The sequence below is a fragment of the Brevibacterium senegalense genome (assembly GCF_000285835.1).
Taxonomy (GTDB): Bacteria; Actinomycetota; Actinomycetes; order Actinomycetales; family Brevibacteriaceae; genus Brevibacterium; species Brevibacterium senegalense.
Genome location: NZ_HE978600.1, coordinates 35,102 through 56,557 on the forward strand (window position 1 = coordinate 35,102; position 21,456 = coordinate 56,557).

The 21,456-nt window shown below is 68.1% G+C and carries 22 protein-coding genes, 1 other RNA gene and 1 pseudogene; 8 read left to right on the forward strand and 16 right to left on the reverse strand.

The genetic code is table 11. The features are described from left to right. Both HGBR_RS20100 and HGBR_RS00190 read right to left on the reverse strand, forming a co-directional pair. Positions 1-230: pseudogene (locus tag HGBR_RS20100) on the reverse strand (IS3-like element IS3501 family transposase); the annotation flags it as partial. Beyond that, positions 227-544 carry a transposase gene (locus HGBR_RS00190; RefSeq protein ID WP_019157313.1) on the reverse strand — a complete coding sequence of 106 codons (318 nt, stop codon included), beginning with the start codon at positions 542-544 and terminating at the stop codon, positions 227-229. The gene HGBR_RS00190 and the pseudogene HGBR_RS20100, both read right to left, overlap by 4 nt. A 138-nt stretch (positions 545-682) precedes the next feature. Here HGBR_RS00190 and HGBR_RS00195 point away from each other — a divergent pair, with 138 nt between their 5' ends. After that, positions 683-1,474 carry a hypothetical protein gene (locus HGBR_RS00195; RefSeq protein ID WP_019157314.1) on the forward strand — a complete coding sequence of 264 codons (792 nt, stop codon included), beginning with the start codon at positions 683-685 and terminating at the stop codon, positions 1,472-1,474. Between the two features lie 14 nt (positions 1,475-1,488). On the opposite strand, the gene HGBR_RS00200 is transcribed toward HGBR_RS00195, so the two are convergent. Next, entirely contained in the window at positions 1,489-4,389 is a 2,901-nt protein-coding gene (locus HGBR_RS00200; protein ID WP_315968865.1) for a DUF4365 domain-containing protein, read from the reverse strand. Then, complete coding sequence (locus tag HGBR_RS00205; RefSeq protein WP_019157316.1) at positions 4,299-5,468, reverse strand: hypothetical protein; 1,170 nt, start codon at positions 5,466-5,468, stop codon at positions 4,299-4,301. Before HGBR_RS00205 ends, HGBR_RS00200 begins: the two co-directional genes overlap by 91 nt. Before the next feature lie 284 nt (positions 5,469-5,752). Between HGBR_RS00205 and HGBR_RS15730 the strand changes: the two genes are divergently transcribed. After that, positions 5,753-6,142, forward strand: coding sequence for a hypothetical protein (locus HGBR_RS15730; protein WP_019157317.1), 390 nt, complete (start codon positions 5,753-5,755; stop codon positions 6,140-6,142). An 11-nt stretch (positions 6,143-6,153) separates the two neighbouring features. Here the strand turns inward: HGBR_RS15730 and HGBR_RS00215 are convergent, their stop codons facing one another. From HGBR_RS00215 to HGBR_RS00245, 7 genes are all read right to left on the reverse strand, one after another. Continuing rightward, complete coding sequence (locus HGBR_RS00215) at positions 6,154-6,516, reverse strand: helix-turn-helix domain-containing protein (RefSeq protein ID WP_245533236.1); 363 nt, start codon at positions 6,514-6,516, stop codon at positions 6,154-6,156. A gap of 569 nt (positions 6,517-7,085) precedes the next feature. Then, positions 7,086-7,298 (reverse strand): helix-turn-helix domain-containing protein, encoded by a 213-nt coding sequence (locus tag HGBR_RS20475; RefSeq protein ID WP_019157319.1) that lies wholly within the window; start codon positions 7,296-7,298, stop codon positions 7,086-7,088. Positions 7,299-7,440: 142 nt separating this feature from the next. Beyond that, positions 7,441-8,013 carry a hypothetical protein gene (locus tag HGBR_RS19715; protein WP_218915925.1) on the reverse strand — a complete coding sequence of 191 codons (573 nt, stop codon included), beginning with the start codon at positions 8,011-8,013 and terminating at the stop codon, positions 7,441-7,443. Between the two features lie 357 nt (positions 8,014-8,370). Further along, the gene (locus HGBR_RS18530; protein WP_147522088.1) at positions 8,371-9,048 is read right to left on the reverse strand and encodes a MauE/DoxX family redox-associated membrane protein; all 678 of its coding nucleotides are present in this window, start codon (positions 9,046-9,048) and stop codon (positions 8,371-8,373) included. Between the two features lie 99 nt (positions 9,049-9,147). Continuing rightward, complete coding sequence (locus HGBR_RS00235) at positions 9,148-10,623, reverse strand: catalase (RefSeq protein ID WP_019157323.1); 1,476 nt, start codon at positions 10,621-10,623, stop codon at positions 9,148-9,150. An 82-nt stretch (positions 10,624-10,705) separates the two neighbouring features. Next, complete coding sequence (locus tag HGBR_RS00240) at positions 10,706-11,146, reverse strand: Fur family transcriptional regulator (protein WP_019157324.1); 441 nt, start codon at positions 11,144-11,146, stop codon at positions 10,706-10,708. Between the two features lie 112 nt (positions 11,147-11,258). After that, positions 11,259-12,767 carry a fatty acyl-CoA synthetase gene (locus HGBR_RS00245; protein WP_019157325.1) on the reverse strand — a complete coding sequence of 503 codons (1,509 nt, stop codon included), beginning with the start codon at positions 12,765-12,767 and terminating at the stop codon, positions 11,259-11,261. An 80-nt stretch (positions 12,768-12,847) separates the two neighbouring features. Here HGBR_RS00245 and HGBR_RS00250 point away from each other — a divergent pair, with 80 nt between their 5' ends. Together HGBR_RS00250 and HGBR_RS18535 are read left to right on the forward strand one after the other, a co-directional pair. Next, positions 12,848-13,702: a Nif3-like dinuclear metal center hexameric protein gene (locus HGBR_RS00250; protein ID WP_019157326.1), complete on the forward strand. Its 855-nt coding sequence runs from the start codon at positions 12,848-12,850 to the stop codon at positions 13,700-13,702. Beyond that, positions 13,695-14,426: a zinc ribbon domain-containing protein gene (locus tag HGBR_RS18535; protein WP_019157327.1), complete on the forward strand. Its 732-nt coding sequence runs from the start codon at positions 13,695-13,697 to the stop codon at positions 14,424-14,426. The genes HGBR_RS00250 and HGBR_RS18535 overlap by 8 nt, the downstream gene beginning before the upstream one ends. A gap of 23 nt (positions 14,427-14,449) precedes the next feature. Here the strand turns inward: HGBR_RS18535 and HGBR_RS00260 are convergent, their stop codons facing one another. Next, positions 14,450-15,211, reverse strand: a complete 762-nt coding sequence (locus HGBR_RS00260; RefSeq protein ID WP_019157328.1) for a YaaA family protein — start codon at positions 15,209-15,211, stop codon at positions 14,450-14,452. A gap of 62 nt (positions 15,212-15,273) precedes the next feature. Between HGBR_RS00260 and rnpB the strand changes: the two genes are divergently transcribed. Then, positions 15,274-15,667, forward strand: an RNA gene (gene rnpB, locus HGBR_RS18640) — RNase P RNA component class A. A gap of 3 nt (positions 15,668-15,670) precedes the next feature. Here rnpB and HGBR_RS19720 read toward each other — a convergent pair. From HGBR_RS19720 to map, 3 genes are all read right to left on the reverse strand, one after another. After that, positions 15,671-15,838 carry a hypothetical protein gene (locus tag HGBR_RS19720; RefSeq protein WP_019157329.1) on the reverse strand — a complete coding sequence of 56 codons (168 nt, stop codon included), beginning with the start codon at positions 15,836-15,838 and terminating at the stop codon, positions 15,671-15,673. A gap of 72 nt (positions 15,839-15,910) precedes the next feature. Continuing rightward, positions 15,911-16,750, reverse strand: coding sequence for a polyphosphate--glucose phosphotransferase (gene ppgK / locus HGBR_RS00270; RefSeq protein WP_019157330.1), 840 nt, complete (start codon positions 16,748-16,750; stop codon positions 15,911-15,913). A gap of 50 nt (positions 16,751-16,800) precedes the next feature. Then, entirely contained in the window at positions 16,801-17,715 is a 915-nt protein-coding gene (gene map / locus HGBR_RS00275; RefSeq protein ID WP_019157331.1) for a type I methionyl aminopeptidase, read from the reverse strand. 54 nt (positions 17,716-17,769) lie between these two features. Between map and HGBR_RS00280 the strand changes: the two genes are divergently transcribed. After that, entirely contained in the window at positions 17,770-18,504 is a 735-nt protein-coding gene (locus HGBR_RS00280) for a FadR/GntR family transcriptional regulator (protein ID WP_019157332.1), read from the forward strand. Positions 18,505-18,531: 27 nt separating this feature from the next. On the opposite strand, the gene ald is transcribed toward HGBR_RS00280, so the two are convergent. Further along, complete coding sequence (gene ald, locus HGBR_RS00285; RefSeq protein ID WP_019157333.1) at positions 18,532-19,650, reverse strand: alanine dehydrogenase; 1,119 nt, start codon at positions 19,648-19,650, stop codon at positions 18,532-18,534. A 260-nt stretch (positions 19,651-19,910) separates the two neighbouring features. Here ald and HGBR_RS00290 point away from each other — a divergent pair, with 260 nt between their 5' ends. Both HGBR_RS00290 and glnA read left to right on the forward strand, forming a co-directional pair. Further along, complete coding sequence (locus HGBR_RS00290) at positions 19,911-20,105, forward strand: hypothetical protein (RefSeq protein WP_019157334.1); 195 nt, start codon at positions 19,911-19,913, stop codon at positions 20,103-20,105. A 3-nt stretch (positions 20,106-20,108) separates the two neighbouring features. Next, positions 20,109-21,455: a type I glutamate--ammonia ligase gene (glnA, locus tag HGBR_RS00295; RefSeq protein ID WP_019157335.1), complete on the forward strand. Its 1,347-nt coding sequence runs from the start codon at positions 20,109-20,111 to the stop codon at positions 21,453-21,455. Position 21,456: the final 1 nt, after the last annotated feature.

Below are 21,456 nucleotides of genomic sequence, written 5' to 3' on the forward strand. Positions count from 1 at the left end.
CGCATCGCGTGCCACATCTTCCGCACCCCGTAGACGCCGTAGTTCGCGGCGTGGAGCCGCTTGACCTCCTCGACGAGGAGACCATCGCGGATAGTGCGGGCTGCGGGCTTCCGGGACTTCGCTGCCCGATAGCCACGGGAGGTGATGAACCCACGTGCCGTCGCGCCCAGGACGCGACAGATGAACTCGACCCCGAAACGACCCCGGAACGTGTCGATGAACCGGATCATTTCGTCGTGGGACGGTCGAGTTCCGCGGCGAAAAACGCTGACGCGGTCTTAAGGATCTCGTTCGCGCGTTTGAGCTCCTTGACCTCGCGGCGCAACCGCTTGAGTTCATCGAGGTCCGCACTCGTAAGACCTTCTTCGACACCGGCGTCACGGCGGGCTTGTCTCGACCATCCCCGCAACGTGTGCGGGGAGATCCCGAGCTTCTCGCCAGTCGCAGTGGCAGCGCCCCAGACCGAGGTCTCTTCGACCCTGCGGTGGTCGTCCATCATTCGTAGTGCCCGCTCCTTGAACTGCGGGCTGTACGTGTTGGCCATATTCCAATCCTCCTAGATCAAGCGGATCGGAACGAAACCCAGGACGGTTCAGTCCAATACGTCGCCGAACCTGCGCCGAGTTTCTGAGAGTGAGTCGCGGCAACTGCCTGCGCCAAACCACCGTGGAAAGGTCAAGACATGGTAGCCATCTCAATCGTTGCCCTGGTCATCTCGGCCTTCGCCCTGCCATTCACCATCTGGGCAGCGCGGGCGGCCGCGAGGCAGGCTAAGGCGGCGCACAACCAGACGGAGATCCAGCGCGAGCAGGTGGCCGCCGCGCGGGAGCAGACTCAACTACAACGCGATCTCGCTCATGAAGCACTACAGCCCTACGTGTGGGCGGACATCCAGCCAGATATGCAGCAAGGCACCGTCATGCACGTGGTGGTGGGTAACAACGGTCCCACCGTCGCACGCAACGTGAGGGTGACGTTCGATCCGCCGCTTCCGGCCGGCCAGCAACAGTCGGACAAGGTCGAGAGTGTTCAGCGGGTGCTCGCCAGCGGACTCCGCTCGCTCGCGCCGAAGCGGGAAATCCGGTGGACGCTCGGTGCCGGCTACGACCTACTGTCCAGCGAGGAACCACAGGTGCGCACTGTGCGTGTCGAAGGCGAGGGTCCGCACGGTCCGCTGCCTGTCCTCGAGATTGAGATCGACATCTCAGAGTGGCGTCAGGCCAGGGATGCTCCGGACGGCTCACTGCATCATGTACGTGGCGCGATCAAGGACCTCACCAAGGCCGTGGGTGGCGTAGACAAGACGATGAAGCGTGTTGTCGATCGCTTGGATTACCCAGCGCCAGAGACGGTCGAACTCAATGAAATGAGCGACGCCTTCACCAGGCAGCAACTCGCACCGCCAGCACCCGAGGATGAGGCGGATTCCACGGATCGAGCATCACTGCCACCGTCGACGGCGGAGGAACAATAGCGCCTGCGGAACTCTTAGTCGGTGGTGCTCTCGCGTGCAGCCTTGCGAATCTGTGCTGAAGGGTGCTGCGTGGCGATGGTCAGCAGTTGAGAAACGGATGACACCTCCGAAGGCGTGTGGAGCCCGGAAACGACCGCCGCGGCACTCCGCCTTCCGCCAGACTTCAGGACCTTCGACAGGATTGTCGCGACTCCCTCAGATGCGCGCTCGGCAACGACCAACCTGCTCAGCCCTCTGAGCGCCGCGTCACGTACGGTTTCGGTTGCGTCACCCGCTAGAGCGAGAAGGAGTTCGGACTCTGCCTTGTCTCCGAAACGTTCGATGATCCGTGCACTCGCGGCACGGCGAACGGTGTCGCCGCCAAGAAGGTCCCGTATCAACGGTTCGCGCGAGGCCTCATCTGCGAGAGCAGCGAGCGCTTCGGCGGCGAGGCCTCGGATGTCCTCATCGTCATCGAAGAAGGTCCGCACTGGCTCTCGGTTCCGAAGCGCTGACACGGCTTCGACAAGTTGTGTCTTGATTGGGTCGGCAAGCGTCGCTCCATGGATGGCGAGTACTTGCAATGCGCCAGACTGTTGCTGAGGTCGGACCCCGGGAGCCGTCAACAGAGCTTCGATACGATCCCACCGCCCACTCGACGGGTGCCAGATACCGAGCAGAGTCAGTGCATGGCCGGGGTCGAGACCGCCGACGCTGTACGCCCCCTTGGCGGCATCCTCGATGAGCTTGTCGATGACGCTGCACAGTCGGTCGGTGAGAGCGTTGACTGCATCGGAGGGCAGCGTTCGTACGTCGTCGATGGCTTCGAAGATGATCAACTCCCCGGCCCGGGCTCGTTTAAGGACTTGCTCGCGACTCTCGACTACTGCAAGAGCAGCGACCCTCAAGAAGGCCTCGCGTAGGTAGGCGGCGTCGCCGTCAGATCGGGTCGCCGCGCGCTGACGGTCACTCTCACGCCACGCGGATGCGGGGATCGTATGGATTAGCCGGGCCAGTGTCTGCGCGGTTCCGTCGTCGCTGACCGGTGGTTGGTCGAGGAAGTAATCGATCACGTTGTGAAGGGCGTCCTCGCTCAACGTCCAGACCATGGCCTTCAGCAGATCGATGATCTTATAGAGCACGATGAATGTAGGCCGAGCACGTTCCAGGTAGGCCTGTGGCTCTTGAAGCATCGCTAGCGCCCACGCACAGATTTCGTCGGCGCGTGCTGGTTCGAGAACGTCGCCGGCGGCCGTCAGCAGTTCGATATCTGCCAAAGCCGTCGTTCGAGTCGATCGAGACAAGTCCACGCTGCTCGCCGCGATCCTGGCGGCCATCGTTGGACCCGTGCGCACGATGTGTCGAGTCGCGCGCCCAGTGCTCTTGCTGTCACCGGAGAGACGGAGAAGAGTCAGCCGGCCGGCGACCCTGTCGGGATCGTCTGTGGGTCCGGTGGTGACAAGGAAGTGCTCTGCGAGAGCGCCAATTGCGACACGCCACCCGTCATGATCACCAGCGCATGAGGCCAGCAACGCGGCGGAGAGTAGGCGTTTGTGGGCGGCGTCTGAGCCCCCGATCCGAATCGACGCGTCCTCGCTCCAGCTCCGGAACTCCTCCGAGAGATGAGCGGATAGCCCGTAGGACATCACCTGGGTTCTCCACCACGACGCTGGGTTGTCACTGCGCTGGATGATGTTGGCGATGTCGCCCTGCATCCAGCCGGTTGCCCTGAACGACGTCATCGCACACGCTCCCGCGATGGCCGCAGCCGTGACGTCTGAAGGTGCTTCTCGGTGGATGCGCTGGGTCTTCATCGCGAGGTCGAAAGCCTCCTCGTGTCGTCCGACCTCCAGCAGCGCTCGTGCTCGTTGCGCTTCTAGCCATGCGTGGTCCACTGAGGAGTAGTCGTCATGTGCCAGGGCGTCTTGGAGTACCTGGAGCGCCGTATCGGGATCGTTCTCGTCGAAGTGATAGATGCAGCGGAGCACGGATGCCGCGGCGCGTTCACTCGGCGTCGAAGCTAGGTCGACAAGCTGAAGTAGGTCAGCGGGTTCTCCTTTGTAGTGCCAGAGATGAAGGGCAGCAGTGGCGCGCCAGCACCAGTCGTCGGCTTCACGTGCGTCGTTGAGTGACAGCCCTTTCTGCTCGGCGTTATTCTCCCGTGCGAGCGCGGGAAGGCTCATCGGTTCCACAATCCGTTCAAGGTCGTCCCGGAAGAGCGCTTGCATGGCGAGGGCTTCGAGCCCGGAGATCGAATCTGGGGCCAGGTTCGGGTGGGGGGCGATGAGCCGGGGGGTGATGAGGGCATGCCGGATTTCGTCGGCCGGCGCAAGATGCACCGCGCCGGTCCACGCAGTGCCGTCCCAGGTCGGGGTCGGAAGCTGTGTCAGTGCGACATCGGAGAGTGCTTCGTTGTGGTCCGCGTCAACGTATTGGGAGGCTGGTACCAGTATCTTGGCGCCTTTGCCGGTCGGGATGACGTGTTCCGGGGTGACGTGGGCCCAGTACGAGACATCTCTGTCTTGATCGCGCAGGATTACCACGTGCGGCAGAGCGTGGCGCAGCCAGTAGTCGAAGTGTTCACGGTCGTCTTCGGCAAACCACCACCCAGTGATAGTGCCCTCGGCGTCCTTCTGCGGGGATTTGAAGTATGACGACCCGGTCTTGACCTGGGCACCCATCACGGCGCCGAGTTCGTACCGGCGGGCATCTCGCGGCCGCAGATACAGATCGGTGCCTGTGTCGTGCCGGCTATCGATCACCCCTCCCCAGCCCAAGCGCTCGAACTGCGCCAAGACCTCAGACTCACCCGAGGTTCCCGTAGCTTCGTTTTTGGCGCGCGCACCTACGCCTCCTCCGTTGCCTCGTCCGCAACAACGCGAACGTTGCGTATCGCAGAGCCAGTAAATATGAGCGGAATGAACGAGTCGCGAAATGCGATTCCCGGTGGACGCCGCGTAGGCCCGCCACCGGGAGGAGTGGTGAGAGGGAACCTCATCCCGACCGGAGCCTTGCCTGAAACATGGTCAGGGTGCGGGCCGCCGACTGGGTAACCGGGGTGAGCGGGAGCGTCCAGATGGTCGGGAAGGTCTGCCCGTCCTTCGAAGTGTTTCGTGGCCGCTACATGGAACATCGCCCCGTGGGCCCAGGCGATCATGTATGCCTCGGCGAGAACGGCAGGGACATCCACCCTCAACTGCGTCAGCTCCAGTCCTTGTCGATGCCCGTCCACCTTGGGTGCCTGTGCGAGAACTCCGATAACGGGGCGGTCGAAGATGTCCACGGCGTCCGCGCCGGTCAGCGCACCAACCGGGATCGTCCCATCTGCGCTGGGCGGAGTGGTGACGAATGAGACTTTGAGGTCATCACGAGCGCGGACTGAGAGACCGTGCTTGACCTTGTTGTGAGCAGCGTTGAGTTGGAGCTCATGTCCCACGAGTAGGTCGATAGCGAACTGGAGCCAGTCGGCGAACACGTTGGACGCCGAAGCAAGTTGCTCGGTCATCCCGCTTTGCAAGTCCTGCTCGCGGAGAACCAGGCGGGCGAACTGCATCGGGGTCTCCGCCGAGGAGAAGGACTCGCGGAGCTGGCTTACGACCTGATCGAGTTGGTTTGGCCCGGCCGACAGGGCCTCCCAAACGCACGATTCGGCGACGTTCGTCCGTTGCGAGAGTGCCGCCGTCAACCGGACAAGCGACTCAGCCGCATGGTGCCGCAGGGCGTACGCGTCCGTGGCGACCTGTGTAGCAATGGACCTCGGCGAGGTCTCGGGTATGAAGCCCACCGGCCGACCAAGGAGGCGAGCGAACCGCCCACGGGTCTCGCTCGCGTGCTGCTGTTCATCATCGGGTGCGGCCAGGGGATGCTCATCGCTGTCGACGTCCGACTCTGCCCACCGCAGCATCATGCCGATCCGAGCGCTGAAGTACCCGTGTGGATCAGACGACAGGAACGTGTCGTCAAGCTCCTGACACTGCTCGGCCGTCAGGTCTGGCCCGGCTGTTAGCGGGTACATTCAACAAGCGTATGATTGCGAAATCGGCCTGCCAAGTCGCCTCGCCGGGCCACCGGCACGCAGCGTGATCCACGCCTCATACGAGAGTAGGGCAGACGGCTAGTCGGGGCGCTCAAGGACCGTGACCGTAGCTGTCTAGCTTCTTCCTTCTGACAGGAACCACCCGTAGACTGCCTGATGAGGCGGGTTTCTCCTCTGTAGCGCGCCGGTCTCGGCAGACCCTCGGGTCACTCTTCAACGCACTGCCCTACCAGATGCACTGTGCGATGGAGAGGAACAAGACCATGATCCGTCTGATCTGGGCAGTCAGCGTCCACACCCGCTGCTTCCTGCGGCGTTACATGCCCACCAACATCCTGCTGGATGCGATCCGCACCTGCCGTGGTTTGAGGTGGGGCATCCCGGCGATGCTGCTCGCGATCCCGTACCTGCTGATCGCGAATGTCTGTGTCCAACTCATCGAGGACGGCGCCCCCGGATGGCTTCACCTCGCAGTGCTGTGGGCGATCTGGAACATGCTCAAGATGCTCTGGATCGGGCCGGTCAGCGCTGCGCTCCTAATCCGCGCCCGTGTCCGCGAGTCCATCACCGCCCGTCGCGAGCGCGCCAGCTCGCCCGCCGAAGCAGACGACGCCGAAGAGCGGGCCGTGGTGGACGCGATAGGTATCCGGTGAGGTGTGAGAACTCAGGCACCGACCCGGCGACGACCGCCGGCACGGATCGTCCCGCCGCAGGCGAGCACCGCCGAGCGCACGGCCTCGTCGCTGACTCCGAGTCGCGCGGCGACCTGAGCGAGTGTCAGCCCACCTGCGTAGAGCTGAGCGGCGTCCTGTCGGATCGCGTCCGGCAACTCCGGGCGACGCGCCGCCAAGCCCGCCTCCCGAGCTATCTCCCGCACGGTGCCGCGGTGCACGTTGAATCGCGTCGCCAGCTCCCGCACGGGCACACCATCGGCGTAACCGGCGATCAGCTCGGCTCGATTGGAGACTCTCAAACGGGTTTGAGACTGCCGCGAATTCTCACGCACCGGACCCCGCTCATCGGTCATCCGAGCACCCCGAGCGCGCGGCCGACGAGCCCGAGAACCCCGTAGAACGCGGGGAATCAGCGATCCGAGCGGCTTCCGGGGGTTTGAGAAGCTGCTACGGAGGCCCACCCATGCGGAGTGTCGGGTTGTCGATCACGCCTGACGCGTGTCCCGGTCGAGGTCGATCTGAGCTTCGAACAGCCTGTGCAGCGCATCACGGCCGTCAGCGGTGAGTGCGACGGCACGACTGCTCCGGGCGGGTCGAACCCACTGGCGGTCGTGGAAGACGGAACAGAGATGTGCGCCTGCCGGGTCGGAACGGGTGTTCCAAAGCGTCGCTGAGCCAGCTATTGCCCGCAGTCGTGAGCACGAGCGATTCCTCATCGAGCAGCGTCTGAGCGACGCGTGCGTCGGTGATCGCGACCCCGAGGGTGCCGGCGAGATGGTCGTAGCAGGTGCGGGCGCGTGCCAGTGCGGCTCTGAGGGAGACCGCACGCAGTCCGCTCACCGGCGTGGCCGGCTGATCACCCAGTGCGGTAACGGCTTCGAGGGCTTCGGCGACATGGGTGCCCGCGAGGTGAACGTACCGGCTACCGGCTCCGACCCACGCGACGCTCGTGGAGGGGCCCGCGGTCGACGAGGAGATTCGCGTGTCCGGTGGCCGTCGACACCGCGACGCCTGCGATCTGCGCCAGGTCGCTCACCGTCTTCCAGGTTCGCTCGTCCATGAGCGCGACCAGCATGCGAGCACGTGACGCGTGCGCCAAAGCACCCGCCACCGCCGCAAGATCCTCGGCCGTCATGACGATCAGTCTGGACCGGCGATACTTCGGCCTCCGCCGACATGTTCCGCACCGACACTTGCAGGATGGACATCCTCAACGATCCCGCTTTCGTCGTCCCGCAGCCACCACTCGCACCGAGGGGCATCACTTGGTTGCGATCCTACGTCGCGCGCTTCTCCGAGGGTGCCGACCACGGACGACGACGAAGAATCGCCGTTCGCATCCTCGACGCGGTGCCGCCTGGACGACAGTAGTCGGACTGGGCGGAGACCGGGTTGCTGACTGTCGTGCCTGCCTGCCCTCCGAGCGCGTACGCGCCGCCGCCCACTCCGGCGATGACGATCGGGGTTACCGCGTGTCCGGTCCCGGTGAACGACCCCAGGAGCAGAGCACTGCCTCCACCGCCGCCGACGCCACCAGAGACACCCGACGTGTCGCCCGAGTAGTCGGTTCCACCACTTCCGCCGTTTCCGTACCCCGCGCCGCCTGCTTCTGGCCCTGTCCCCGTGCTTAAGCTGCCGCGGCGACCCGCGATCAGCGTCACCTGCGTGTTCCCACCCAACTGATTCGGAGTGAGAGTGCCCGAAATGACGGCGCCCTTCCCGAACCAATCGGACGTCACGTTCATTCGTGCACCGTACGTCCCGGAGACGCCGCCCGCAGTGGCGGCCACGACGTACTCGACCGACGTGAGGTCGGCGGTGTTCGGGATGTCGATGACCCGTTCAGCCATCGGAATCGCTTTCAGTGCGCGTCGACGTGCGTCGGTCGGTGGGGTGGAGCGACCGACGTGATCGGAATAGCGCGACAATCGTACTGACTGCGATTCTCGCATGGGATCACGGAGATGTTCGCGCACTCGTGACTGACCTCGTCCCCGTGGTCGAGGAGACGACCGAGCACGCCATCCGGTTCACCCTCGACAACCCCTGCCATCAGGTCTCATCGAGGAGCTCGTTCGCGCCCACGTCCGCGCGATCGAGGTCGACCGCCCCTGACCTGCCCCGTCTGCGCCCGGGTGACGTCTCAGACCAGTCCCGCCTCGCGCAGCTGCCCGCCCATCTCGTCGATGAGAGCATTCACCTCGCCCTCACCCGTGACCGGACCGCCGGCCACGGTGCCGTCCGCGCCCAGCAGGACCGCAGCCGGCCGACCGCTGATACCGAAGACGCGTGCCGCATTCGAACGGGATGGGGGAGGCGACGTAGTCCGCCTCCACGACCTCGGCGTCGTCGTCCGCACGGCCGGGCTGACCCGGTGCCAGCACCAGCCACGTGATCGCTGCAGACAGCAGGACGGTCGCCGCGGTCGCGGTCACGCGGGCCGGGTCGGTCACCAGAGCGGCCCCGGGCAGAGCACCGTTGCCGATCGCGACCGCGGCGATCCCGGCGGTCGCGAGGAGGACGAGGTTGCGGACGACGGTGAGCCGTGCGACCGCCGGCGATCCCAGCGTGCCGAAGCACGCGCACGTGACCGGGTCCTCGAAGCGCAGGGCGCGGGCGATGACGACGGTGAACACCGCGAACGCGATGACGGACAGGATCGCCGCAGTGAGCGCGGCCGCGCTCCAGCGGAGCCAGAGCCCCAGTGCCACGAGCAGCTCGCCCACCGGCAGGGCCCAGGCGATTGCGCCGTGGGCGCGTGCACCGGGGATGCGCAGGGAGGTGAGCGCGTCCGCCGTGCCCTGATGATCGATCAGCTTCGCCGCGCCGCTCAGTGCCAGCGCGAACGATACGAGGACGGTCACGCCCAGCAGTAGAGTCTCCACGCCAGTGAGGATAGCTGCGTCCCGCTCCCACAACGGCGACTGCCCGCCGCTCCGCATGGAGCGACGGGCAGTCCTGTGGACGTGAACCTCAGACGGGCATCAGGCCTTGGTCTTGCCGGTCTTCTCGTAGTAGAGGTCCTCGATGGCCTGGCCGACCTCGGCGTCGATGTTCTTCCAGTACTGGAAGACACGCGACAGGACGGGCTCCTCGACCTCGGGGATGAGGCTGCCGGTGACCGTCTCGACGAGGCGGTCGCGCTGCTCCTGCGTGTAGACCTCACGGACCAGAGTGTGCGCCTGGCCGAAGTCGTCGTCCTCCGCGTGCAGGGAGTAGGCGGCGCGGACCATCGTGCCGTCCGCTTCCCAGCCGTTCTCCACGGTGGCCTCCGTGCTCTGGTGCGCACGGCCGTACGAGTTGGGGGCGTAGACGGGTGCAGCACCGGAGTGGTGGTACTGCATGTGGCCCTCCTTGTCGTACGAGTTCGTGGGGCTGACGGGAGCGTTGACCGGCAGCTGGTTGAAGTTCGTGCCGATGCGGTGGCGCTGCGCGTCCGGGTAGGAGAACACGCGGCCCAGCAGCATCTTGTCCGGGGACAGGCCCGTGCCCGGCACGGTGTTGCTGGGGCTGAAGGCCGCCTGCTCGATCTGAGCGAAGTGGTTCGTGGGGTTCTCGTTCAGGGTGAACCGGCCCACGCGGTGCAGCGGGTAGTCCTTCTTCGACCAAGTCTTCGTGAGGTCGAAGGGGTTGAAGCGGTAGTCCTTCGCCTCCTCGTACGGCATGATCTGGACGGAGAGGGTCCAGCTGGGGAAGTCGCCGCGCGCGATGGAGTCGAACAGGTCGCGACGGTGGACCTCCGCGTCCTCGCCGGCCAGCTTCGAGGCCTCTTCGTTCGTCATGTTCTCCACGCCCTGGTCGGAGTGGAAGTGGTACTGGACCCAGAACTTCTCGCCCTGCTCGTTGACCCACATGTAGGTGTGCGACGAGTAGCCGTTCATGTGGCGCCACGTCTTGGGCAGGCCCCGGTCACCCATGAGGTAGGAGACCTGGTGAGCGGACTCCGGGGAGTTCGTCCAGAAGTCCCACTGCATGTTGGCCGAGCGCAGGCCGGAGTCCGGGGTGCGCTTCTGCGAGTGGATGAAGTCCGGGAACTTCATGGGGTCGCGGACGAAGAAGATGGGCGTGTTGTTGCCCACCATGTCGAAGTTGCCCTCTTCGGTGTAGAACTTCAGGGCGAAGCCGCGCACGTCGCGCCACGAGTCGGGGGAGCCCAGCTCACCGGCGACGGTCGAGAAGCGCGCCAGCATGCGGGTCTTCTTGCCGGGCTGCAGGAAGTCGGCCTTCGTGTACTTAGAGACGTCGTCCAGCACCTCGAACTCACCGAAGGCGCCGGAGCCCTTGGCGTGCGGGCTGCGCTCCGGGACGCGCTCGCGGTCGAAGCGAGCCAGCTTCTCGACGAGTGCGACGTCGTGCAGCAGCAGCGGGCCGTCATTTCCGACGCTCAGCGAGTGAGCGTCGGACTGGCGCGGTGCGCCGGACTCTGTGGTGGAGGGCTGTGTCGGATCGAACTGTGTCATGGTCTTCCTTCCGATCGGAGCGAGAGGGTGAGGGACAGCTGGTGGCCAGGGGCGGTCGATGCGACGGTGTGCGATCCGCCGCTCACGCGCTCTCCCGGAGCTCCGCGCACTGGGCGCAGATCGCCTGGAAGGTGACGTCCGCGCTCAGCAGCACGGGCATCGACGCGTGCGCGGCGGGGGTGAGGCACGGGGCCTCACCGGTCACGCACTCGACGTCCTCGATGCGGTAGCAGACCACGCACCGGATGTGGTGGTGGTTGTCGCCCGTCTGCGTCTCGTACCGGGCGGCGCCCGGGACATCCACACGGCGGAGGAGTCCCTTCTCCGTCAGGTCATTCACGACGTTGTGGACGGACTGCATCGAGAGCGAGGGGAGGAGTGCTGCGATGCCGGCGTGGACCTCCGCCGCAGTGGAATGCGGATGCGAGCGGAGGAAGTCCAACGCGGCGACACGGCCCGGCGTGGCGCGCATGCCGGCGCGCCGCACCTGATCCGTGAGTGTCGCATCGTGCCCCGTGGTCATGCCCTCCAGGGTAGTCCTAGTTTTGTGTCAGTTCAAATAACGACTAGTTCAGCGGCACGCCACCCGGAAGTCACTCTCACGCCTCCGGGGGCGTCCACACGGCTGCCGGATGTCACCTGCGCAGCTGCCGCTTGAGGATCTTGCCGGAGGTGTTCTTGGGCAGCTCGTCGACGAAGTGGACGGCCTTGGGCACCTTGAACGGTGCCAGTCGACTGCGGACATGCGCGACGATCGCCTCCTCGTCGATGGCCCCCTTCGTCACGACGAACGCCGTGATCGCCTCGATCCACTTGTCGTCCGGCATGCCGACGACGGCGACCTCTCCGACCTCCTCGAGCTCGAAGATCGCGTCCTCGACCTGCCGCGACGCGACCAGCACGCCGCCGGAGTTGATGACGTCCTTGACGCGGTCGACGACCTCGATGAAGCCCCGTTCGTCCTGGACGACGAGGTCCCCGGAGTGGAACCAGCCGCCGCGGAACGCCTCCTCCGTGGCCTCGGGCTTGTTCCAGTAGCCCTCGCACAGCTGCGGCGACCGGTAGAGGATCTCGCCCTGCTGGCCCGGTTCCACGTCGTTGCCGGACGCATCGACGACGCGCGTCTCGACGAAGAGGGACGGGCGGCCCGCGGAGCCGGGGTGGTCCGCGTGCTCCTCCGGCCGCAGGACCGTGCACAGCGGTCCCATCTCCGACTGCCCGAATGCGTTGTAGAACCCCATCCCCGGCAGCGCCTCCTGCAGTCGCGTGAGGATGGGCCCCGGCATGATCGAAGCGCCGTAGTAGCCCTTCGTGAGGCTCGTGAGGTTGCGAGAGGCGAACTCCGGGTGGTTCGCGATCGCGACCCACACGGTGGGGGCGGCGAAGAACGACGTGATGCCGCGCGTCTCGAACAGGTCGAACAGCTGCTCCGGCACCGGGCCGGGCACGATGATGCTGCGGGCGCCCTGCGCCAGCGCCGGCAGCAGGAACACGTGCATCTGGGCCGAGTGGTAGAGCGGCAGCGCGTGGACGAAGACGTCGTCTGCCACGATGTCGAGCGAGGTGATGCAGCTGATGTAGTGGTGCAGCAGAGCCCGGTGCGTCATGATCGCGCCCTTGGGTGCGGACGTGGTGCCGGAGGTGTAGAGCAGCTGGGCGACGTCCGTGTCGAGGACGGGGAACTCCTCGTCCGCCTGCGGTGCGGTGTCCGTCGCCCGGACCGTGTCGAGCAGGTCCTCGAACGCGCGGACCGGCAGCATGGCGCCCGTCGCGGTGGCGGACACGCGCGCGGCGAAGTCCGCGTCCGCGAACGCCGCGGTCGCGCCGGAGTCGGTGAAGAAGTAGTCGAGCTCGTCGCCCTGGACCTGGTAGTTGATCGGCACGTGGACGAGTCCGGCCCGGGCGCAGGCGAGGAACAGGAGCGCGTACAGGTCGGAGTTCTTCCCGTAGGCGGCCACCCGGTCCCCGTGGGACAGGCCCAGGCTCAGCAGGTGGCGCGCCAGTGCGGTGACCGAAGTGTCCCACTGCGCGAAGGTCCAGGTGCGATCGCCGAACTCGACGGCAGTGCGGTCCGGGGTGCGCTGCGCGGTGCGACGGACGAGGTCGGCGATGGTGCTCTGGCGGGGTGCTGTGATCGGTCTCATGGATGGAAACGTATCGAACGCACGTGACCTGCGCCACTGCGCCGTCCGCGGTGCGGGACCGCGTCGACTACGGTGGTCGTATGGCGTCCCCCACACTCGCGCAGGTGCGCACCCTCATCGATGATCTGTGGCCGGAATCCTTCGCGGAGTCCTGGGACTCCGTGGGCCTGACCGTGGGCGACCCGGCCGCCCGGGTCTCCTCGATCCTCCTGGCCGTGGACCCCACGGACGACATCGTCGCCGAGGCCGCGGAGACTGCCGCTGACCTCCTCCTCACGCATCATCCGCTGCTGCTGCGCGGCGTCACCTCTATCGCCGCGGACACGCTCAAGGGCGGCCAGGTCACCGGGCTGCTGCGCGCGGGAGTCGCGCACATCGCGGCCCACACGAACGCGGACTCCCAGCTGGGCGGGGTCTCGGATGCCCTCATCGACGTGCTCGACGCACAGGTCGAGGGGCCGCTGGTCCCCACCGCGGGCGCGCCGGAGGGAGTGGGGATCGGTCGCGTGGGCACCGTGCGACCCACGACGGTGCGTGCGCTGGCGCAGACGCTGGCGGACGCGTTGCCGGCCACTGCGACCGGGGTGCGCATCGCGGGGGACCCCGACGCCCCGGTCGAGCGCGTCGCCGTGTGCGGCGGGGCCGGTGACGGTCTCTTCGACGAGGTGCGCGCCTCCGGAGCGCAGGTGTACGTGACCTCCGACCTGCGCCACCACCCGGCGACGGAGGCCCGGGACACCGCCCACCGCGGTGACGGCACCCCGCACCTCATCGACATCTCGCACTGGGCGGCCGAGTCGCTGTGGCTGGAGAGGGCAGCGGACCAGCTGACGGCCTCGGCGACGGAGAGCGGCTGGGAGCTGAGCGTCCGGGTCTCGACCCGGTGCACGGACGCGTGGACGCTGCGGATCGGACAGGAGGACCGGGATGACTGAGACGACTTTGACCGGCGAGCAGACGCAGGCGCTGCGCGCATGGATCGACGTGAGCGGGCAGGTGCGCGCGCTGCAGCACGAGGCGAAGCAGACGGAGCGGCTGAAGAGGCTGCGGGCGCTGGCGCAGGAGCACGCGCAGGCGAAGGCCGCGCTGGAGCAGCACACGCACACGCACCAGGAGCATGCGAAGGCCGCCCGCGACGCGGAGGACCGGGCGGACGACCTGCGCGAGCGCGTCACCCGCACGGAGACGAAGCTGAACGACGGCACAGGCCTGACCTCCCGCGACCTGTTGAGCCTCCAGGACGAGATCGCCGGCCTGCAGTCGACGATCGAGACGGTCGATCTCGAGGAGATGGAGGAGCTCGAAGCCGCGGACGCCGCGCAGGCGGAGGTCGAAGCCGCCCGCACGAAGGCGGATGAGATCGCGGAGGAGGGCCGTCGACTCCAGCAGCAGCGGGGGAGCGAGGGGGAGCGGATCGCCCAGGAGCTGAGCGCCCACCAGGCGGAGCGCGACGCCCTGCTGCAGCGACTCCCCGCGAACCTCCACCCGCGCCTGCGCATGGAGGGCGACTACCCGGCCGCCGCCGTGGTCACGACCGGTGCGTGCGGCGCGTGCGGCAACCAGCTGTCCGGGATGAGCGCGGACACGTACCGGAACCTCGAGGCCGGCGGCCTGCTGGACTGCGACGACTGCGGGGCGCTGCTGCTCAAGACGGTCTGACGCTCACGACGGCCTGAGCGGGGTCAGCCCTCGTCCAGCACGATCGTGAGGGACGCGGGCTTCCGCGGCACCTGCGTCAGCTCGACGTGGTAGAACGCCGAGGCCGCGGTCGCCAGGTCCTCCGGCGTCGCCGGGAGCGGGTCCGAACTGCGCAGCAGCCGGCCCACCAATTCGCCGCGGGTGTGCTTCGCGAAGTGGGAGACGACTGTGCGCTTCCCGCCGCGCACCTGCACGACGTCGACCGTCACGATCCGCTCGCGCGGCCCCGGCCACGCGGCGCGGTAGTCCGCGGACCGGCAGTCCAGCAGGAGCTCGTCCGCCAGCGCGTCGTCCAGGACGGGGGCGAGTCGACTGCGCCACCACGTGCGCATGCGTCCCAGCGGAGGCAGGTTCGCGCCCATCGACAGGCGGTAGGCGGGGATGCGGTCCACGAAGCCCACGACGCCGAAGAGTCCGGACATGACGAGGACGTCCGTCCGCCGCTCGGGGCGGACATCCGTGAGGTCGTGCGCGCCCAGGGCGTTGAAGAGGACGCCCGTGTAGACCATGTGGGCCGGAGCCGCCGGCGCGGTCCGCAGGCCCGTGTTCGCACGCACCTCGTCCTCGAGGGACTTCCCCACCCCCAGCAGCTCCCGCGCATCGTCCTGCGCGGAGAGCGCGATGAGAGCGTCGAGGACCTGGGCGCGCGGCTCGGTGAGAGCGGGCAGGGACAGGTCCGCGGCCTCGGCGGGGGTGCCTTGCACGGGGCGGGTCTTGCCCTCCGACGGGGGCAGGAGGAACTTCACGGTCAGATCGATGTCCTTACGAGGAGAGCGGTGGTCCGACCGGGTACGATATCGCACTGAGGACAGGTCGCTGGACGGCCGCGGCCCGGCACCGGCGAAAGCCGCCGGGCTGAGGAACGTCCGGGCACCTCAGAGCAGGGTGGTGGCTAACGGCCACCCGGGGCGACCCGCGGGACAGTGCAACAGAAAGCAGACCGCCCGCAGCCGGAGAGATCCGGTCGCGGGTAAGGGTGAAACGGCGGTGTAAGAGACCACCAGGGCCGCAGGTGACTGCGGCTGCTCTGCAAACCCCACCCGGTGCAAGATCGGACAGACGGCGTTCGAGGGCTGCTCGCCCGAGCCGTCGGGTGGATCGCTCGAGGCCGCTGGTGACAGCGGTCCCAGACAGATGGTCGTCGCGTGCGTCCGGGTGACCGGGCGCACGAACAGAACCCGGCGTACAGGCGGCCTGTCCTCACGTCACTCCCACTGCCTCCGACTCCGGAGCCGTGCACGGGAGTCGTCGTCAGCGGGCAGGAACGTCTCGAGATGGAGCGAGTCGAGGGTGACGTCCGCCGGTCCCTCGATGCGGCTCGCGACGCTGAAGAGGCGCAGGGCCCCGTCGTCCGAGTCCAGTTCCAGCGGCACGACCGGCTCCAGCGGATCCCTGTGGAGGCTTCCTCTGACCGTGCGGGCACCCGTGCAGACTGCGCGGCCGCTTCACCCGCGCTTGCGCACCCGCATCCTTCCCTTGTCGTGACCCAGCAGGCCCGCTCCCACGATTCCCGCGTTGTTCAGCAGCTCCGCCGGCCGGATCGGCGTCTGCACGTCGATGTCGGAGAGGAAATCCGCGGCGTGCTTCGAGATGCCGCCGCCCACGATGAACAGGTCGGGCCAGAACAGTCGCTCGAGCTCGCGGTAGTAGACGGTGAGCCTCCGGCACCACTCCTGCATGTCATAGCCGTCTCGCCGCATCGCCGCGACCGAGGTGCGCTTCTCCGCGGCGACCCCGTCGATCGTGAGGTGGCCCAGCTCCGTGTACGGGAACAGCCGTCCGCCTGCGAACAGTGCGGTGCCGATCCCCGTGCCCAGGGTCGTCATCATGACGGTGGCGTTCCGATGCGACCGGCCAGCTCCGTAGCTCATCTCGGCCAGCCCCGCCGCATCCGCGTCGTTCGCCATGTGCGTCGGGGTGCCGAGGGCGTCGCTCAGCGCGTCGACGATCCGGAAGCCGTCGAAGGAGTCGTCGAGGTTGCCCGTGAACTGCACGGTCCTCTGCTTGATCACTCCCGGGAACGCACAACCGACCCGCAGCGTGCGGATGCGGTCACGCGCGGGAAGGAGCCCGGCCTCCTCCGACTGCACTCCCAGCATGTGGACCACGGACGCGACGGTGTCGACGACCGCGTGGGGCGTGGCCGGTTGTGGGGTGTCCAGGCGGACCCGCGAGCCCACCATCGCGCCGCGGGTCACGTCGACCAGTCCGGCCTTCGTGCCGGTCCCGCCGATGTCGATCCCCACGGCGAGGTCCGCCGCTGCCGGGGTGGTCGGATGCTGCATGGACGATCGCCTCTCTCCGCGGATGCGCCGGACGGGGTGGGGGTGCGGGGTCAGGACGGCAGAAGCGGACCGTTCGCGATCGCGGCGTCCGGGGAGGGCAGGGTGAGGATGTCCGCACCCGTCTCCGTCACGACGAGGGTGTGCTCGAACTGGGCCGACCGCTTCCGGTCCGCGGTCACGACCGTCCAGCCGTCGTCCCACTGCTCCCACTTCTCCGTGCCCAGGTTGAGCATGGGCTCGATCGTGAAGACCATGCCGGGCTCCATGATCTCGTCGTGGTGCGGTGCGGCGTCGTAGTGGGGGATGATGAGACCGGAGTGGAACTCCCGGCCCACCCCGTGCCCCGTGAAGTCGCGCACGACGCCGTAGCCGAACCGCTGTGCGTACTTCTCGATGACGCGGCCGATCACATTGATCTGTCGCCCGGGCTTCACGGCCTTGATCCCGCGCATCATCGCCTCGTGGGTGCGCTCGACCAGCAGACGGGACACCTCGTCGACGTCGCCCACGAGGAACGTGAAGTTCGTGTCGCCGTGGACTCCGTTCTTGTACGCCGTGATGTCGACGTTCACGATGTCGCCGTCGGCCAGGACCGTGTCGTCCGGGATGCCGTGGCAGATGCACTCGTTGACGGACGTGCAGCTGGACTTCATGAACCCGCGGTAGTCGAGCGTCGACGGGTAGGCGTCGTGGGCCACCATGTAGTCGTGCGCGACGGCGTCGATCTCGTCCGTCGTGATGCCCGGGCGGATGATCCGGCCCACGGCCTCGAGCGCGTCTGCGGCGATCCGGCCGGCCGCGCGGATGCGCTCGACCTCCTCCGGCGAGTGGTGGTCGCCGCCGTTTCCCTCGTCGGGCTCCGCGCGGCCCACGTACTCGGGGCGGGGGATCGAGGCGGGGACGGTGCGGACAGGGGACTGGCGTCCGGGGGTGAGGGTGCCCAGCGGGGCGGAGGATGCTGTCATGATGCGACCATTCTAGCCAGCCGGGGCGCGCGCCCGGGAGGCTATCCTGGCGGGATGCAGCCGGGGGAGGACACGCACGTCGCAGACCTGTCGACGGTCGTCTCCTCGACCTCGACCCCGGGCCAGATCGCCGACCACATCATGGCCTCCGTCGTCGCGGGCGCCCTGCCTGAGGGGACCCGGCTGCCGTCCGAGCGCGACCTCGCCGTGGCGCTGGCGGTCTCCCGCAGCAGCGTGCGCCAGGCACTGTCGACCCTCGAGCGCGCCGGCGTCGTCCTCCGCCGCCGCGGACGCACCGGCGGCACCTTCATCGCCGCGATCGACCCGCATCGTGTGGGTGCCTACGCGGAGCGGGTCGAGGAGTTCCAGCGGGCGCGCCACGACCTCCTGGACGCCCGCGCGATCGTGCAGAACCGGATCGCCGCGACCGCGGCGCTGCGCAGGAGCTCTGCGGACCTCGAGCGCATGCGCGCAGCGGCGGATGTCTACCGGCGGGCGAGGACGGCGGCGGACGCCCGGACCGCGGATGCGCGTCTGCACCACCTCATCGCGCAGGCGACTGGCAACGCGGACCTCGTCGAGATCGTGCTGGACCTGGACCGGCGCATCAACGCGGGCTTCCGCCACGATCCCTTCTCCGACGAGCTCTTCATCCGCGCGTGCGCGGACCACGACGCGATCGTCGAAGCGGTCGCACGGCAGGACGCGCCGTCCGCGGGCGTGGTCTGCGAGGCCCACTTCCGCACGACGACGATGGGCGCCCCCGCAGGGGCGCCCACCGGAGGGTGACCGGAGACGATCAGGGCCCCGGGAGGATCAGCCGGCCACGGCCTCGGCGACGGCGATGTGCTCCATCCCGAACGCCTGGGCGACCGGCTTGTTCGTGAGCCGGCCGGCAGCGGCGTTGAGCCCGCGGCCCAGGGCCGTGTCTGCGCCCAGCGCGTCCTTCCAGCCGCGGTCCGCGATGCGCGCGACGTACGGCAGGGTCGCGTTCGTGAGCGCCCGGGTGGCGGTCACCGGGGCGGCGCCGGGCATGTTCGCGACGCAGTAGTAGAGGGTGTCGTGCACCGCGAAGGTGGGATCCGTGTGGGTCGTGGGCCTCGACCCCTCGAAGCAGCCGCCCTGGTCGATCGCGATGTCGACGAGCACGCTGCCGCGGCGCATGCCCGCCACCATCTCGTCCGTCACGAGCTTGGGCGCACGGCTGCCGGGGATGAGGACGGAGCCGATCACCAGGTCGGAGCGCTGGACGGACGCGGCGATGTCCAGGGGCGTCGACATCTTCGTCTGCAGGCGGCCGCCGAAGATCTCGTCGAGGTAGCGCAGCCGGGGCAGGCTGATGTCGTAGATCTCGACGGTGGCGCCCATGCCCACGGCGGCGTGGGCGGCGGAGGTGCCCGCGGCTCCGGCGCCGATCACCGTCACGTGCGCGCGGTCGACTCCGGGGACGCCCGGCAGCAGCACACCTCGTCCGCCGGCGGGGCTCAGCAGGTGGTGGGCGCCCTCCTGGACGGACAGGCGGCCGGCGATCTCGCTCATGGGGGCCAGCAGCGGCAGCCCGCCGGTGTCCGGCTGGACCGTCTCGTAGGCGATCGCCGTCGTGCCGGCGTCCAGGATCGCCTGCGTGAGGTCCTGGTCCGCCGCCAGATGCAGGTAGGTGAAGAGGACGAGGTCCTCGCGCAGGTGGCCGTGCTCCTCCGGCAGCGGCTCCTTGACCTTCACGATCATGTCCGCGTGCGCCCACACGGCCTGTGCATCCGCCTCGATCCGGGCGCCCGCGGCCGTGTAGTCCTCGTCCGTGATGTGCGAGCCCAGACCGGCGCCGGCCTGGACGACGACCTCGTGGCCGCGGCCCGTCAGGTCGGACACGCCCGCGGGGGTGAGCGCGACACGACGCTCTGCGGGCTTGATCTCTGTGGGTACGCCGATGCGCATGGGTGCTGTCCTCCATCGTGGGTGGGGCGATGCGGTGGTCCTCCGGGGTGTGGAGGGTGCCGCGGGCAGGTGTGTGAGCACGCCGCTGCGCGCCGGTCATGGGTGCGACGGCGGGCACATCGTCGTGCTTCGCTCCGAGCGTAGACCGGGGGGCCGGTGGGACACCAATCGGGGTGCGGCGGACCCCGTGCGACGGCGTCGCACGGCGGTAGGCTGGGCGCACGACCGCACCGACCGGCGACCGCGACGAGGAGGCAGCCATGACCGACGCCCCGCAGGACGAGAAGTACTGGTACAACACGAAGACGCAGCAGGTGGAGAAGGGCCGGCAGAGCAGCTGGGAGAACCGGATGGGCCCGTACGACACAGAGGCCGAGGCCCGCGCGGCGCTCGACACGGCCGCGGCGCGCTCCGCCCAGTGGGATGACGAGGACGCGGACTGGAAGAAGGACTGATCGATGGCCTCGCTCACGAAGCAGCAGAGTCGCGTCCTCACCGCGGTGCAGGACAGCGACGTCCGCTTCATCCGCCTGTGGTTCCCCGACGTGCTGGGGCGGCTCAAGTCCGTCGCGATCGTGCCGGCGGAGCTCGAGGGGGCGTTCGGTGAGGGGATCGGCTTCGACGGCTCCGCGGTCGAGGGGTTCTCGCGCGTCTTCGAGGCGGACATGGTGCTGCGACCGGACGCGTCGACGTTCTCGCTGCTGCCGTGGCGGGGCGAGACGGAGCCCACGGCGCGGATGTTCTGCGACATCCACGCCCCGGACGGCGGCCCGGCGCCTGCGGACGCCCGCCATGTCCTCAAGCGGACCCTCGCGCGGGCGGCGGAGGCGGGCTTCACCTTCTACGTGCATCCGGAGATCGAGTTCTACCTCTTCAAGTCCGGCGTCGTGGGTCCGGACGGGCCGGAGCCCGTCGACTCCGCTGGCTACTTCGACCACGTGAACGGCGGCACCGCGAACGACTTCCGGCGCTCCTCCGTGCAGGCGCTGGAGGACATGGGCATCAGCGTCGAGTTCTCGCACCACGAGGCGGGTCCCGGCCAGAACGAGATCGACCTGCGCTACGCGGACGCCCTCACGATGGCCGACCACGTCATGACGTTCCGCGCGCTCGTGAAGGAGATCGCGGTCGAGCAGGGCGTCCACGCGACCTTCATGCCCAAGCCGCTGGCGGGGGAGCCGGGCAACGGCATGCACACGCACGTCTCGCTCTTCGAGGGCGAGCAGAACGCGTTCTTCGCACCCGGTGCGGAGTACCAGCTGTCCGCGGTGGGCCGCCGGTTCATCGCGGGCCTCCTGCACTACGCGCCGGAGATCAGCGCGGTCACGAACCAGCACGTCAACTCGTACAAGCGGCTGTGGACGGGGCACGAGGCGCCCAGCTACATCTGCTGGGGCCACCGCAACCGGTCCGCTCTGGTGCGCGTCCCGCAGTACAAGTCCGGCAAGGAGTCCTCCGCCCGCATCGAGTACCGCGGCATGGACTCCGCCGCCAACCCGTACCTGGCGTACGCGCTCATGCTGGCGGCCGGTCTCAAGGGCATCGAGGACGAGCTGGAGCTGCCGGACGAGGCGGAGGACGACGTCTGGTCGCTCACGGACGCGGAGCGCCGCGCCCTGGGCATCCGCGCGCTGCCCCACAACCTCGACCACGCGATCGCGCTCATGGAGGACAGCGAGCTGGTCGCGACGACACTGGGCGAGGAGGTCTTCGACTTCTTCCTGCGCAACAAGCGCACGGAGTGGTCCGGATACCGCGATCAGGTGACGCCCTTCGAGCTCGAGCAGCTCTTCGGCTCGCTGTGAT